13 protein-coding genes are annotated in these 14,901 nt (G+C 52.9%); 10 read left to right on the top strand and 3 right to left on the bottom strand.

Annotated elements, in window-relative coordinates; all coding sequences use genetic code 11:
• Nucleotides 1-2: 2 nt before the first annotated feature.
• Nucleotides 3-791 carry a cytochrome C assembly family protein gene (locus TERTU_RS05140; RefSeq protein WP_015818321.1) on the bottom strand — a complete coding sequence of 263 codons (789 nt, stop codon included), beginning with the start codon at nucleotides 789-791 and terminating at the stop codon, nucleotides 3-5.
• 163 nt (nucleotides 792-954) lie between these two features.
• On the opposite strand from TERTU_RS05140, the gene ffh reads away from it, so the two are divergent.
• The 10 genes from ffh to recJ all read left to right on the top strand — a co-directional run bounded on the left by ffh (nucleotide 955) and on the right by recJ (nucleotide 11,455).
• Nucleotides 955-2,361: a signal recognition particle protein gene (ffh, locus tag TERTU_RS05145; protein WP_026160570.1), complete on the top strand. Its 1,407-nt coding sequence runs from the start codon at nucleotides 955-957 to the stop codon at nucleotides 2,359-2,361.
• Between the two features lie 147 nt (nucleotides 2,362-2,508).
• Nucleotides 2,509-2,754 carry a 30S ribosomal protein S16 gene (gene rpsP / locus TERTU_RS05150; protein ID WP_015819072.1) on the top strand — a complete coding sequence of 82 codons (246 nt, stop codon included), beginning with the start codon at nucleotides 2,509-2,511 and terminating at the stop codon, nucleotides 2,752-2,754.
• Between the two features lie 30 nt (nucleotides 2,755-2,784).
• Entirely contained in the window at nucleotides 2,785-3,324 is a 540-nt protein-coding gene (gene rimM, locus TERTU_RS05155; protein WP_015818427.1) for a ribosome maturation factor RimM, read from the top strand.
• Complete coding sequence (gene trmD / locus TERTU_RS05160; RefSeq protein WP_015820598.1) at nucleotides 3,321-4,109, top strand: tRNA (guanosine(37)-N1)-methyltransferase TrmD; 789 nt, start codon at nucleotides 3,321-3,323, stop codon at nucleotides 4,107-4,109. Before rimM ends, trmD begins: the two co-directional genes overlap by 4 nt.
• A 47-nt stretch (nucleotides 4,110-4,156) precedes the next feature.
• Nucleotides 4,157-4,513 carry a 50S ribosomal protein L19 gene (gene rplS / locus TERTU_RS05165; RefSeq protein ID WP_015820141.1) on the top strand — a complete coding sequence of 119 codons (357 nt, stop codon included), beginning with the start codon at nucleotides 4,157-4,159 and terminating at the stop codon, nucleotides 4,511-4,513.
• A 219-nt stretch (nucleotides 4,514-4,732) separates the two neighbouring features.
• The gene (locus tag TERTU_RS05170) at nucleotides 4,733-5,560 is read left to right on the top strand and encodes a DsbC family protein (RefSeq protein ID WP_018015168.1); all 828 of its coding nucleotides are present in this window, start codon (nucleotides 4,733-4,735) and stop codon (nucleotides 5,558-5,560) included.
• 178 nt (nucleotides 5,561-5,738) lie between these two features.
• Nucleotides 5,739-7,058, top strand: a complete 1,320-nt coding sequence (locus TERTU_RS05175; protein WP_015817208.1) for a homoserine dehydrogenase — start codon at nucleotides 5,739-5,741, stop codon at nucleotides 7,056-7,058.
• A gap of 10 nt (nucleotides 7,059-7,068) precedes the next feature.
• On the top strand, nucleotides 7,069-8,484 hold the full coding sequence (thrC, locus tag TERTU_RS05180; RefSeq protein WP_015817374.1) for a threonine synthase: 1,416 nt from the start codon (nucleotides 7,069-7,071) through the stop codon (nucleotides 8,482-8,484).
• Nucleotides 8,485-8,626: 142 nt separating this feature from the next.
• Complete coding sequence (locus TERTU_RS05185) at nucleotides 8,627-9,451, top strand: hypothetical protein (RefSeq protein ID WP_015816791.1); 825 nt, start codon at nucleotides 8,627-8,629, stop codon at nucleotides 9,449-9,451.
• A 261-nt stretch (nucleotides 9,452-9,712) separates the two neighbouring features.
• Nucleotides 9,713-11,455, top strand: coding sequence for a single-stranded-DNA-specific exonuclease RecJ (gene recJ, locus TERTU_RS05190; protein WP_015818567.1), 1,743 nt, complete (start codon nucleotides 9,713-9,715; stop codon nucleotides 11,453-11,455).
• Nucleotides 11,456-11,507: 52 nt separating this feature from the next.
• Here recJ and TERTU_RS05195 read toward each other — a convergent pair whose 3' ends face one another.
• Both TERTU_RS05195 and TERTU_RS05200 read right to left on the bottom strand, forming a co-directional pair.
• A complete protein-coding gene (locus TERTU_RS05195) occupies nucleotides 11,508-11,744 on the bottom strand; it encodes a hypothetical protein (RefSeq protein ID WP_018015164.1) in 237 nt (78 codons plus the stop codon).
• Nucleotides 11,745-11,861: 117 nt separating this feature from the next.
• A complete protein-coding gene (locus TERTU_RS05200) occupies nucleotides 11,862-14,813 on the bottom strand; it encodes a lipoprotein (RefSeq protein WP_015818385.1) in 2,952 nt (983 codons plus the stop codon).
• Between the last annotated feature and the right edge of the window lie 88 nt (nucleotides 14,814-14,901).

A 14,901-nucleotide genomic window follows, 5' to 3' on the forward strand; every position in this document is an offset into this window, starting at 1 on the left:
GATCAAACTCTGTGCAAGATTAGCTCCAGTACCAGTTTGCTGCCGAAATAAGCAAGCATCAAAGCCGCAAAACCGCCTAGTGTCCAGCGAATTGCTGCGGCACCGCGCCAACCCAGGGTGTGGCGGCCCCAAAGCAAGAGCGCGTAGATTAACCAGGATAGCACCGAAAAAACGGTTTTATGAGAAAGGTGCTGTTCGACAAAGCTGGTGGTGAACATGACGCCGGTGATTATCGACAACGTGAGCAGAATCTCTCCAGCCCAAACCAGCTCGAACAGTAGCGTTTCCATTGTTTGTAGCGGCGGAAGCAACCCCATCACCCCGCGCAGATGTTTATGGCGCAACTGGTAGTTCTGGTATGCCAGCAAAAGGGCCTGCAAACTGGCGATTGTCAGCATGCTGTAGGCCAGAACCGACAGCATAATGTGCGTTATTACTTCCAGGGTCAGGTGGTGTGTCACCTTGCTGGCGTCCTCGATACTGGAAACCAAGATAGATGTCACGCTTAGCGGCAAAAGAAACAAGAACAGGTTGTGTAAGGGTTTGCGCAGGCTGCTGAGTAATACCACCAAGTTTATTACGGCGAAAAAGAGTGACGGCACCTTAAAAAAGCCGAAGTGATAACCTTGGCTGGTCTTTATGGAGAGTAGTGCGGCGATGAAATGAACCGCTGTGCCCAGTGCGATCAAAACTAACAAGCGCTTCTCTTGAATGGTTTCGCGGCGCAATAACGAATGCAGGAGAAACGCCCAGGCGGCGAGATATAAAACGACGGTAGAAGCACTGTACATGTGGAGTTATCTGCGTTGCGGTCGCCTTCGTGGCGATATCGGCCGGGTAAAGGGTGACATTATAAAGAAAGTGCGGTCGTATTTGTGCGGGCGAGCCATTATACTTGCCGGCTTTTCCCAACATCGGGCCACCGAAAACCTTCATCGCAACCGACAATTCGCTATGTTTGACAATCTGTCTGATCGCTTAACGCGTTCCCTCAAGAAAATTACCGGGAAGTCGCGCCTCAACCACGACAACATTCAGGACGCGCTGCGCGATGTGCGCAAAGCCTTGCTGGAAGCCGACGTCGCCCTCCCGGTGGTAAAGGATTTCATCAACCACGTGCGCAAGCGTGCCCAGGGGCAGGAAGTGTCGCGCGCGTTGAACCCTGGTCAGCAGTTCTTAAAAATTGTTGAAAGCGAGCTCACCGAGTTGATGGGGGCCGCTAACGAGAGCCTGAACCTGGCGACCCAGCCGCCAGCGGTTGTGCTGATGGCCGGTTTACAGGGAGCGGGTAAAACCACCACTGTGGCTAAACTCGCTCGCTTTCTGCAAGAGAAGCACAAGAAAAAGGTCATGGTTGTCAGTGCTGATGTATATCGGCCAGCGGCAATTAAGCAGTTGGAGACACTGGCAGCCGAAGTTGAAGCTGAGTTTTTTCCCTCGTCGTCTGATCAGCAGCCAGTTGCGATTGCCAAAGCCGCCATCGAGCAGGCCAAAAAATCGCATATGGATGTGCTGCTCGTGGATACCGCAGGGCGTTTACATATCGACGAACAGCTTATGGCTGAGATACAGGGGCTGCACAAGGCGGTAAACCCTGTTGAAACCTTGTTCGTTATTGATTCGATGATTGGTCAGGATGCGGTCAATACCGCCAAAGCGTTTAACGACGCGCTGCCGTTGACGGGCGTGGTTTTGACGAAAACTGACGGCGATGCGCGAGGCGGTGCGGCGCTGTCTGTGCGGCATATCACCGGTAAACCTATTAAGTTTATGGGCGTTGGGGAAAAAACCGAAGCGCTCGAACCCTTCCACCCCGAGCGGGTAGCCTCGCGTATTCTGGGAATGGGCGACATTATGTCGCTGATCGAGGAAGCCGAGCAGAAAATTGATAAGGCGAAGGCTGAAAAGTTCGCCAAGAAAGTGCAGGAAGGCAAGCGCTTCGATCTGGAAGATTTGCGCGATCAGTTGCAGCAGATGCAGAGCATGGGCGGTATGGGAGCAATGCTCGAGAAATTGCCCGGTATGGGGAACATGGCACAGATGGTTGACCAGGCCAACGTGTCTAAACAGTTCAAGCAAATGGACGCCATCATAGGTTCAATGACCCCGGCGGAGCGGCGCAACCCTGATCTGCTCAACGGTTCTCGTAAACGCCGTATCACACTCGGGTCTGGCACCCAGATTCAGGATCTGAATCGCTTGCTCAAGCAGCACAAGCAAATGAGCAAGGTAATGAAGAAAATGAAAGGCGGCGGCATGAAGAAAATGATGCGCGGTATGGGAGGGATGTTTCCCGGCGGTGGCCCCGGCGGGATGCCCCCAATGGGTGGCGGCGGATTGCCACCCGGATTTGGTCAGTAAATAAACAAAATTTGGTGTAATTTAGGCCTATACAAGGTGGAACCTTTCCATTAAAATACGCCGCCTTTCGCAGGTGCCCCAGTAAATGGCAGCGATTCAACGTTGCAGGCGCCTGGTTACAAAGAACGACAAACAGGAAAGACTTACATGGTAAGCATTCGTTTATCCCGTGGCGGTTCCAAGAAGCGTCCATTTTATCATCTGACTGTGACTGACAGTCGTTCCGCACGTGATGGTGCGTTCATCGAGCGCTTGGGTTTCTTTAACCCTATCGCACGTGGCCAGGAAGAGCGTCTTCGTGTTGACAACGAGCGTTTGGAATACTGGAAAGGTCAGGGCGCACAAATGTCCGACCGCGTTGCCAAGTTGATCAAAGACGCGGCCGCTGCTTAATTCAGCGCCCTGATTGATACGACTGCGCCAGTGACAGCCAAACGCTCTAACCTGATATCGGTTGGCAGGCTCACTGGCGTTTTTGGTATTAAGGGTTGGATAAAAGTTAAATCGTTTACCAGCCCTGAAGACAACATTTTGCAGTACTCCCCCTGGTGGTTGAAAACGCGCCATGGGGTAAAGCCGGTCGAAATTGATGGGTTTGAAGCGCGGGCAAACGGAATTATCGTCCACCTGCCTGGCGTTGATGATCGCGATGAGGCTGCGCTGTTAACAAACGTCGATATTGCGGTAGAAAAGAGTCAGCTTCCCCAACTGGGTGATACCGATTTTTACTGGCATGAGCTTGTTGGTTTGCGGGTAAAAAACCGCTTTGAAGGCCAGGAATGCGACTTAGGCGTTGTTAAAGAGCTGCTTGAAACCGGCGCGAACGACGTTTTGGTTGTTGTTGGTGACGACAGTAGTGCTGACCGGCGCGAGCGGTTAATTCCCTATGTGTGGGAGACCTACGTGTTGGCTGTGGATCTTGAGCGCGCGGAAATCCTGGTGAGTTGGGACCCGGCGTTTTGAGTCGAAACCTGCGCAAAGTTGCGGTCATTACGCTGTTTCCCGAAATGTTTCGGGCGATTAGCGACAGCGGCATCACGCGACGAGCACTCGAGCAGGGGCTGCTTGAACTGACACTGATCAATCCGCGGGAGTTCTCCTCGGACAAGCATCAGACAGTGGATGATCGCCCATATGGCGGTGGCCCAGGAATGGTAATGCGCGTTGGCCCTCTGGCGCTGGCAGTTGAGCATGCTTGCGAGCGTCTCAATGTGCGTAGAGAGCAAGCATGGGTGATATATCTGTCTCCACAGGGGCAGCGGCTGGGCAAAGCCAAGGTCGATGAGCTTGCGAACGCTGACACAGAGTCTTGCCAGCAAAACCTTATTTTGGTCGCCGGCCGCTATGAGGGCATTGATGAACGTTTTATCCAGCGTTATGTCGATGAAGAGCTCTCGATTGGCGACTATGTGCTGAGCGGTGGTGAATTGCCGGCAATGGTGCTGTTGGATGCTTTAATCCGCAAATTGCCTGGTGCGCTCGGTGACGAGCTTTCTGCTCAGCAGGACTCGTTCGAGACGGGTTTATTGGATTGCCCGCACTACACCCGCCCGGAAAAAGTGGGTGAGGATGAGGTTCCCGCTGTGTTGATGAGTGGGGATCATAAAAGAATTGAACTTTGGCGTTTGCAGCAGTCGCTTGGGCGAACCTGGCTGCGAAGGCCGGATTTACTAGAGGCGCTGGCGTTGACCGAGCTTGAGCAGAAGCTCCTAGACGAGTTTATCAGTCAGCACAACGGCGTTAATTGAATTAACCTTTTCTAGCCGCGAGGCTACACAGAAATCAGGAGCACACCATGAGTTCTAAGAACAAAATTATCCAGGAGCTGGAAAACGAGCAGCTCAAGCAAGAGCTTCCAGAGTTCAGCCCCGGTGATACCGTGGTTGTTCAAGTGAAGGTAACTGAAGGTAACCGCGAGCGCTTGCAGGCATATGAAGGCGTTGTAATCGGTATTCGCAACCGCGGCCTGAACTCCGCTTTCACTGTGCGTAAAATTTCTCACGGTGTTGGTGTTGAGCGTACTTTCCAGACCCACAGCAAGCAGGTTGAGAGCATCACTGTGAAGCGTCGCGGCGATGTGCGTCAGGCTAAGTTGTACTACTTGCGTGAACTGACCGGTAAGGCTGCTCGAATCAAAGAGAAGCTCAACTAAGTTTATCGAAGGCGGCCATTGGCCGCCTTTTTTGTGTGCGTTACTTCTCGCTCTGCAGCACAGATTCTCCCCCCCTGAGGAAACTTGTTAGCATAGACGGCTAGCAATGGAACCATGGTAGACTTCGAGGTTCCAACAACACAACTTCGGCCTTTTGTTAGTAGCCCGGCGTGACCCTTCGACAAGAATAATAACGACGAAACGATTTAAGAGGACTGTATGAACACTTTAACCCCATATTTCTCACGAACCATGGTGGCCCTGCTGGGTTTATCTCTGGCAGGACTGATATCGTGCAAAAGCGAAGCAGAGAGCAGCCAAGCATCTGCCAAAGACCCGGCACCTGCAGCTTCTGCAACGCAAGTATCTGCTACTCAGGCGGAAGAAAATATCCGTAAGAGCCTGATGGTGGCGAACGAAAATCTGCGCATTCGTAAAATTCAACCATCGGTTATTCCTGGCATGTATGAAGTCCAGATCATGGGCAAAGGGATTATTTACATGGAGGAGAACGGCCAGTACTTCATTGATGGCCAAATGCTGCACCTTGATGGCAAAAAAATTGTTAATGTGACCGACGAGTCCATGACAGGGCTGCGCAAGGACCTTCTGGCTACCGTTAATAAAGATGATGCCATTGTTTTCTCGCCTAAAGGAGAGGTAAAGGCCAGTATTTCCGTATTCACTGACGTGGATTGTGGCTATTGTCAGAAGCTGCATCGTGAAGTGCCTGCGTTGAACGATATGGGCATTGAAGTGCGTTATCTGGCATATCCCCGCGCTGGACTTAATTCTATGTCCTATCAAAAAATCGCTTCAGCCTGGTGTGCTGACGATCCTCGCAAAGCGTTGACTGCGCTGAAGAACCGTGAGGATATTGCTATGAACGTATGTGAAGGCAACCCGGTCGCCAGCGAATACGAGTTGGGCCAGCAAATGGGCGTTACGGGTACCCCCGCCATAGTTCTGGATTCTGGCGTGCTGATCCCTGGTTATATGCCTGCCAAAAACCTGGCTGAGCGCATTGGTGTAACAAGCGGCAGCTAATAATCCTGTATGAGTTCATTAAGGGGCCGATAAGGCCCCTTTTTTGTGCCTGGAAGGCATTGGAAATAGTCTGGAAACGCTTGTTGCGGCGCATTGACAGGCTATCTTCGCGTCAGTAAGGTTGCGTTTCTTTTTTAGAGGGGCAGAGTGCTCCACGCTATTCATTGAGGATAATGCTTTGAAACCGGTAAATGTCGGCATATGTGGCCTGGGTACAGTTGGCAGTGGGACGTTTAACGTTCTGACGCGGAACAACAAAGATATTAACGCCAAAGCAGGACGCGAGATTAAAATTACCCATATTGGCGCACGTCGCACCCGAGAGGATTGCGATTTGACTGGCGTAACCGTGAGCAACGATATTTTCGCTGTTGTAAATGACCCCAATGTCGACATTCTTGTGGAGCTGATTGGTGGCACCACGGTCGCCAAAGACCTGGTACTCCAGGCCGTTCGCAATGGCAAGCATGTGGTAACCGCGAACAAGGCGCTTATTGCTGAGTACGGCAATGAGCTGTTCGCCGAAGCGGTAAGTAATAACGTCACTATCTCCTATGAAGCCGCGGTTGCCGGTGGTATTCCTATCATTCGCTCTCTGCGCGAAGGTCTCGCAGCAAACAAGGTTGAGTGGTTGGCGGGCATTATCAATGGCACAGGTAATTTCATTTTGACCGAAATGCGCGACAAAGGACGCCAGTTCGATGATGTGCTTAAAGAAGCGCAGGCGTTAGGCTACGCGGAAGCCGACCCGACGTTTGACGTAGAAGGTATCGATGCTGCGCACAAACTAGTGATCCTCGCCTCGATTGCCTTCGGTATGCCGTTGCAATTCGACAAAGTCTTTACTGAGGGAATCAGCCAAATTCGGCCGGAGGACGTGGCTTACGCAGACGAACTCGGCTATCGCATCAAACATTTAGGCATTACCCGCCGGCTGCCGGGTAAGGGCATTGAGTTGCGGGTACACCCAACGATGATCCCGCAGTCGCGGCTGCTCGCCAATGTGAATGGGGTTATGAATGCGGTGGTTGTTAAGGGTGACGCAGTGGGGCCAACCCTATACTACGGTGCTGGTGCCGGTGCAGAGCCAACAGCTTCCGCCGTTATTTCAGATATCGTGCATGTTAGCCGCATGGTTAACTCCAGTTACGTTAGCGAGGACGCAACTGCGGTGCCTCATTTAGGGTACGGCGAAGATCACCTGCACGACTACACCATCTTACCGATTGAAGAGATCGAGTCGGCTTACTACCTGCGGCTTTCTGCACTGGACCAGCCAGGTGTTTTGTCACGCGTGACACAGATCTTTAGCGAAGCCGGCATCAGCATCGAAGCGTTGATTCAAAAAGAGCCCAAAGAAGGGCAAGAGCATGTTTCCGTTATCCTGCTGACCAATCGCACAATAGAGAAGCAAGTGAACAAGGCGATTGAGCAAATTGAAAGTCTGTCACCCATTCAGGGGAATGTCGTTCGTATCCGAGTTGAATCATTAAAATAAGGATTGTCAGGTGAAATATATCAGCACGCGTGGGCAGGCTCCTGCGCTCAATTTTGAAGATGTGGTTTTAACCGGGCTGGCGACCGACGGCGGCCTTTACGTTCCAGAAACGCTACCGGAGTTCTCGCAGGAAGAGATCGCCTCGTGGGCGGGCCTCAGCTACGAAGCACTTGCATTAAAAATTATCAGTCCGTTTGTAGAGGGCGAAATACCTGAAGCCGACCTAAAAAGGCTCATCGCCGCATCATACAAAACCAGTGCAGACAAGGGCTTTCGTCATGAGGCGATCGCACCTTTGGTGCAAACCGGGCACAACGAGTGGGTGCTAGAGCTGTTCCAAGGGCCTACTCTGGCATTCAAAGACTTCGCACTGCAGTTTTTGGGGCACCTGCTTGATTACGTGCTGAAAAAACGGGATCAGAAAGTCGTAATTATGGGTGCCACCTCCGGCGATACCGGGTCTGCAGCAATCGAAGGTTGCCGTGATTGCGAGAATGTGGATATTTTTATCCTTCACCCCTATCAAAAAGTGTCGGATGTGCAGCGTCGTCAAATGACCACGGTGCTTGAAGACAACGTGCACAATATTGCCTTGCAGGGCAACTTTGACGATTGCCAGAACATGGTGAAGGCCAGTTTTGCGGATCAATCGTTTTTACCTGAAGGGCGCCAGCTGGTCGCGGTAAACTCCATCAACTGGGCGCGCATCATGGCGCAAATTGTTTACTACTTTTACGCTGGCCTGGCATTGGGCGCGCCTCATCGGCCTGTGTCTTTTTCTGTACCTACGGGAAATTTCGGCGATATATTCGCGGGTTATCTTGCCAAGCGTATGGGCCTGCCAATCGAGCAGCTGGTTATTGCCACCAACAGCAACGACATTCTTCATCGCTGTATCAGTGAGAACGATCACTCGAAGCAAGCTTTGGTGCACTCGCTGTCGCCTAGTATGGATATCATGGTTTCCAGTAACTTTGAACGTATGTTGTTCGATTTGCACGGTAGAGACGGCAACAAAATCGGCGCTTTGATGGAAACATTTAAATCTGAAGGCTCCATGGTGTTGGATGATGCGGTGCTGGCTGAGGCTCGTGCTTTGTTCAGCAGTTATCGCGTAGGCGATGATGAAACAGTCGATGTGATTCGATCTGTATTTGAGTCGACCGAATATCTGCTCGACCCGCACACTGCGATTGGCGTGCAGGCGGCGCGTCAGACGCGTCGCAATAACAGTACGCCCATGGTTTGCCTAGCAACTGCCCATCCGGCGAAGTTCCCAGAAGCAGTAAAACAAGCAGGGCAGACCTCGGACCCTGCGCTCCCGTTTCATATGCAGGACCTGTTCACTCGCGAAGAGCGGTATCAGGTAATTGCAGATGATCTGTCTCAGGTTCAATTGTTTATCCGCGAAAACATTTCAGGCTAAACTAAAACCAACTTTAGGAAGGCAGAGTGACTGCCTTCCTATCCCTCCCCTGATTTTTCGCCGTGCCCACTGATACTCTTTCGGTCGCGCGTTAGTGGAACAATTTTTGCCCAATGCTTGAGGATCGAGCTGCGGAGCCACCATGTTTGAGTCATTTCTATTTGCCGCCATATTGATAGGATCGGTACTGGCGTTGTCTTTTCTAACACTGGTTTTCAGTATGCGAGACCAGCGTCGCCGCCGTTTATTATTGGGGATTCAGCTCCTGCAGGCAGGAAGAGTGCTGCTTACTCACATACAACAGCACCGCGGCCAGAGCATTGCGCGACATGCGGGAATCAGTTCTTCGTTGCAGCAGCTCGACATTCTGCGTCATCAGGTGGTGATCGATATGCGCCACATGAGTGGTCTCGACGAGTGGCTTGCCGACAACGAAGACTGGCAAGGTATCACTCGACATTGGGCCAGCCTGTCTGCTCGCGGCCGCGAGTTGCGACCAGAGGACAGTTTCAGCCAGCACTCACGATTAATAGTCGCGTTGATCGAATTGTTCGAATCGATTGCGCGCCATCACGGTTTGGCAAATTCGCAGCGATATCTGGACACTTGGTCCAACTGGCGTGATTACCTCAAGCTCGGTGAGGTGGTCGGTCAATGCCGGGCGCTTGGCGTTCAGGTTTTTACAAGCGTGCACCGCGACGAACGCAGCAGGCAAGTTAACTTGCTTAATACCCATTTAAGCGCGTTGGAGCAAATGCTCCAGTCGTCAGGGTTTGTCGATCAATTGAGTGAAAAAGAGCAAACCCAGATGCTGCGGTTTGTAACGAATTTGCGTGCCCAGCTTGCGATGCCTGAACCCAATCTCTCGGTGATGGGCTACTATCAGGAAGCGACAGATGCGATTGAAATTGTGTATCAGCGGTTCGATAGTGAGATGCGCACCCTTCATCGCCGCCTCGTAGGCTAACTGAACCATAGGTCCACTTTTAGGGCGCTATTTAGCGTAGACTCTGCACCTGTTAACCCGGCGATTAAATAGATGATCCTATCTGTTCAATCGCGCGCCCTTGAAATACTGACAAAAATGTGTAAATTTTCATATATTTCAATGGTTTACATTTCCCGTCGGGCAGTGGCGGTGCTTCCGCTCCCCGCCTATTGACTTCGCAATTTTCATTGCCAAACCAATAGATTCACTTTTGCCACAGAACAGCAACCACAATTATCAATGCAAGCCACCAGCAAAATTATTCGTCGTCGCCAGTCCGCCCCTCAACAACTAAATCACCTTAACGTTTATGCCCCGCTACTGCAGCGAGTGCTCAGTTCTCGCGGCATCACTCATCCGCAACAGCTAGATTACCAGCTTGCAAATCTACTAAAACCTGGGGCGATGCGCGGGCTGGAGGCTGCAGTTGCACTTTTAGCGGACATTCTCACGCGTGGGGGAAGGGTCTGTATCCTGGGAGATTTTGATGCGGATGGTGCCACCAGCACTGCGTTGGCGGTTCGTTGCTTGCGGGCGTTTGGATGCCAGCATGTAGACTTTTTGGTACCTAACCGCTTTGAGTTTGGCTATGGGTTAACGCCAGAAATTGTCGAAGTGGTGAAGACGTTGGCACCGGATCTATTAATAACGGTGGATAACGGCATTGCGAGCCTGGACGGAGTCGCCGCCGCGCAGGCCTATGGTATGCAGGTGTTGGTGACTGACCACCATTTGCCAGGCGAGATATTGCCGAGCGCCGAGGTGATAGTGAATCCTAACCAACTACACTGCGATTTTGCCAGTAAAAATCTGGCGGGCGTTGGGGTTATCTTCTATGTGATGAATGGTTTGCGGGCGCATCTGCGTGCCCAGGGTTGGTTCGCGCGCAAAGGCCTGCAAGAACCAAATATGGCGCAGTTCCTCGACTTAGTCGCTTTGGGTACGGTTGCCGATGTGGTTCCCTTGGATAGTAATAATCGCACGCTAGTGGCACAGGGGCTCAATCGTATTCGAGCTGGGCGCTGCTGTGCTGGCATTCGCGCCTTGTTTGAAATAGGTCGACGCCCGCTTGCGCGGCTGCAGGCTTCCGATCTCGGTTTTGTGGCTGGTCCACGTCTCAATGCTGCTGGCCGTTTGGATGACATGTCCCTCGGTATTCGTTGCCTGCTCGCTGACAGCGAGTCTGAGGCACGCGAACTTGCCGCAGAGCTGGATGAACTCAATCGCGAGCGGCGTTCAATTGAACAATCAATGCAACGGGAGGCGCTGCTGCATCTCGATAAGTTGTTGGCTGCGGAGCGCGACTGGCCATTGGCGATCTGCCTGTACCAGGAGGATTGGCACCAGGGTGTTATCGGGATTCTGGCCTCGCGTATTAAAGACCGTGCCCATCGCCCGACGATTGTGTTTGCCGAGGCTGACGATGCAACGCTCAAGGGCTCGGGGCGTTCGATTCCTGGCATACACCTGCGCGACCTGCTGGATGCGGTGGCAACGCGGCATCCCGGCCTGCTCACCAAATTCGGTGGGCACGCAATGGCGGCAGGGCTATCGCTCGCAAAACGGGATCTGGACAGGTTTCGGCTGGCGCTTGTGGAAGAAACATCACGGCTGCTCGAAGGCGAGGCGCCTGCGGCCGAAATTCTTACTGATGGTGAGCTTCAGGCAGAGGACTTTTCTCTCGCTGTAGCTCGATCGCTCGCAGAGCTCGGCCCTTGGGGGCAGGCGTTTCCTGAACCCTGTTTCGATGGCAAATTCCGGGTTGTAAACCAGCGCATTGTTGGTGAAAAACACCTCAAGCTGGTCGTGACTCCCGGTGACTATTCCGGTTTGGTGTTGGATGCGATTGCTTTTAATGTGGATTTAAATGTATGGCCGGACTCGTCGATACAATGGGTCGAGCTTGTCTATCAGCTTAACGTGAACGAGTTTCGCGGTGAGGAGAGTTTGCAGTTGATGGTCGAACAAATAACGCCGCTATAAGGTTCCAATGAAAATTGAATGGGTGGCAGACGCGCTCTCGTTAAGTTCGAGTTTAAGCCGTTTGCGCCCAGCCAACGCCAGCGCAACGCCGTTCAATATAAGCAAATTCGCCATGCCCGGTTTTGGGGTGTCCGCGATGGTGAAAGTGATGGTGGTCTGCGCTGGAACCCATATACTCCCAACAATGCCCCTCAAACAGACATATTGGATCGCCCTGGTTAATGGGGTAGTTTGCCAGTGCCTGCCACATCTGCATCCACTCAGGATGATTGGCCTCTAGAAATTCCATGACATAAGCTCACTGTGAATAGGGTCGTGAAACCCTATTCTAGTAAGTTAAAGTATTTTGTCAATTAAACCATTTAACTTATTGTTTTATATGGATTTATGACTGTTTTTCGACTGTTTAATCCTCGATAATGTCACTATTATCTACGATTGAGCCTGATGGAACGCCGTTAGTGGCAAAGAAAATCGTCGTTTGGTGAAGTAGTTCGTAAAAAACAGCACCGCTGGTGGTCGGGTCTATCTCCACATTCGAGCCAACAATAGGGGTGAGGTGCGATCCTTCGGTGTAGCGGGTGATTAACACCGCGGGGGCGATGGATGCGGACACTTCGGCTGATTTGCTCGCACCGAAGCTGTCAATAAGCGGCTCGCTGCCGGAAAGCGGGGCCGGGAAGCCATCGATGGCAAAGCCACCGTCAAGCACGGCTAGCAAAGGCCCGTTTTCTGCTCCCCACATCGCGTCAGCAGCGTTGGGAATGACGCGGTCAGACAAATGGTCAGGCGTGCCATCACCTACAATTTCGCTAAACAGGATAGCGGTGGAGCCAGTCGCTGCATGGAGGTAGCTTGCATAGTTGATCGGGTCTGCGCTATCCATTACGCCTTGGAAAATGTTTAAGTACGCCTCAAGGCCGCTTTTACCCTGCACTAATTCGTCACTGGCTTGCGCCAGTCCGGGCATGATTACCGGCGCGAAGCTGGGCGAGTTTGCCAGCAGCCGAGTGTAGCCACTGCCAGCGAACATGGCGGATGCGGCCTGAATCCGCGGTAGCCCGTTAAAAGGGCTGTCCTGAATTTCCGCTGCGTTATTCAGCGCAACGAAGGGCAACCCGTCGATAGCGCCCAAGGAGTGTCCAATAAAGTAGACACGACTGGTATCGAGATCGTTCGCGCTGCCGTCACCATCGACGTCCATCGTTGCCAAAGAGGCATTTAAATTCAGTAAATCCAGTGATGCCTGGCGGAGCGAGTCACGGGCATTGGCGAAGTTCGCCAGATTCACAAACAGACTTCCGGATTCGCCGAATTCTGCGGCGTAGTCCATTGGGATCGGCAGATTAGCTCCGTTGGCAGTGAAGTTGTAGTGGCGTTCGGTGAGTTCGGCCGAGGGCGTGACCGGCAGGTTGGCCGCGAAGTTGGGTTCTGGAGCTGAGACACTCGTGAGCCCAGGCACGCGCGAACCGCCGGCAGCGACACCATGTAAAGGCTGGTCAATAGCGACTGTCGCAAAACAGGGCGCACCACTCGGGCCACTGAGGTCGGGTTTAACGCAGGCAAACGCCAATGCATCGGCCATGGGTAACGCTGTGGAGCGGTCAGAAGTAATGCCGTGCTGGAAAATTATTACCGGCCAGCCGTTTTCAGGCTTGTTGATACCAAAGTTGGCCAGGGTGGTAGGTTCTGGCAGCGTGGCCAGCAGTGGCACGGTCACCTCGGCCTGCTTGGCCGGGAACGGGTAGCGATAGGTGACCATGCTGGATGGTGGCGTGGTGCCCATTTCGTTGCCACGCGCGATGTCGATTAATGCACCTACGCCATTGGCATCTGCTTGCCAGCGCGCATTTACGATGTTGGTTCCGTCCATTTCTGACGGTGGTTGCTGATAGAGAGGCAATGTAATTTGGCCTTGGTAGACCAAGGCTGGCGCCGCCAGGGCGGGGTTTACACTGCTGGCGAGATCTACGCGGTAGAAGCCGGTTGAACGTGGCGAAGGTATCGGGAATAGCTGACTGGGTGCGACCTGGGCGCCCTGAGCAAGCGCAGCCACAGTACCTTGCGCTTCGGTCTTAATATCGACATAGGGCGGGGTGTCGCCCATCGCCGCGCTACCGCTGTTGTGAACCTGATAGGCGGCTTCGGCAGCAGCCCTTTGCATCAGGTGAGCCGCAGTGGCGTCTTGCGCAATAGTTGTGTAGGTGGCCCCACCGGTTATCGCAGTCGCGATGCTGGTGTTATACAGCGGGTTCGGCGCTGTGCCGAACGTGGGGGTGGTAAGTAGCGCGTGAAGCGTCGTATTAACCGCGATGTCGGTGGCGCTGGAGAGGTTGCCTGCGTCTGCTTGTAAATTGTAAGTTCCATCAACGAGCTTGGAGATCGCATCCTGTTTGAGGCTTGTGGTCAGACTCTTGGCAAAAAATGTCTCTGGGGCGACCAGACTTTTGAGCACACTGTCAGTTCCGCCAGTAGTAAATGTCAACGCCAGCACAATGTCTTCACTCGCCGGGGCCGCCGCCGGTATGCCAGCCGCGGTATACACTGCGTCCTTAAACGAGAAGTACCCAGCCGCTAGCCGCTCCCAACCCTGGATCGCAACGCGCAGCGCATCCAATCCCAGGTCACCAAGATTCGACTCCGGGTTTTTGATGTAATCGTAGGCAATTGACGGGTACACCTGATTGCCGTTGCGGTCACTGATTTGGGTGAGAACCACCAGGTACTTGGTTTCTGGTTGGAGAGGCTTGAGTGGGGAAATGCGAATTACATTATTGAAATCGCCATCAAGGCTGAGCAGCTCTGCGCGAACCGAAGGCACTGCCAGTGCTTGCAGTGTGGTTATATCACTCGTGCTGACTGCGGTTTGATAGGCTGCCGCCGCCGAGAAGGTTGGCACTTCAACCGCCACGCCATTGACCTTGGCCTGCTGCAGCGGGTCGCCACTGGGGTAGGTCAGGGGTAGCAGAAAAACGTTTTGGTTAGGGTTGGGGATGACAGCACCGTCAACAGCAATAAAACTGTTGGCGTCTAAAGTCTGGCTGTCGTCCAAGGGCCCTGAGAACTTGATATCAAGTGGCGCAATAACGGAGCTGCCATCCAGAAAATCGATACCGGTAATAACAGGGTTGCTTGGGTCATTGCCCGCGTACATAGTGCCATCGGCCAGCGGTTCAGAGCTGAACAGCAGGTCGTTGGGAATCGGGGTTTCGCTGGTTGCCGGACTGAACACCACATACGTTTTTTCTACCGGTATCGGGTCGCGGTCTGCGTTGGAATTGTCATCGTCGTCATCAAAGCAGCCACCGGTGAGCGAGGTCGCTATCAGTAGCGCGAGAAGCTTCGCTTGTTTCAGCATGGTTGAAACCCCTGAAGTTATTATTTTATTGAGTTTAGACGAGCCACAGCGCGCCATCCCTGTCCTGTGTTCACAATGCGTCCTGGTT

It is taken from the genome of Teredinibacter turnerae T7901, assembly GCF_000023025.1.
GTDB lineage: Bacteria > Pseudomonadota > Gammaproteobacteria > Pseudomonadales > Cellvibrionaceae > Teredinibacter > Teredinibacter turnerae_B.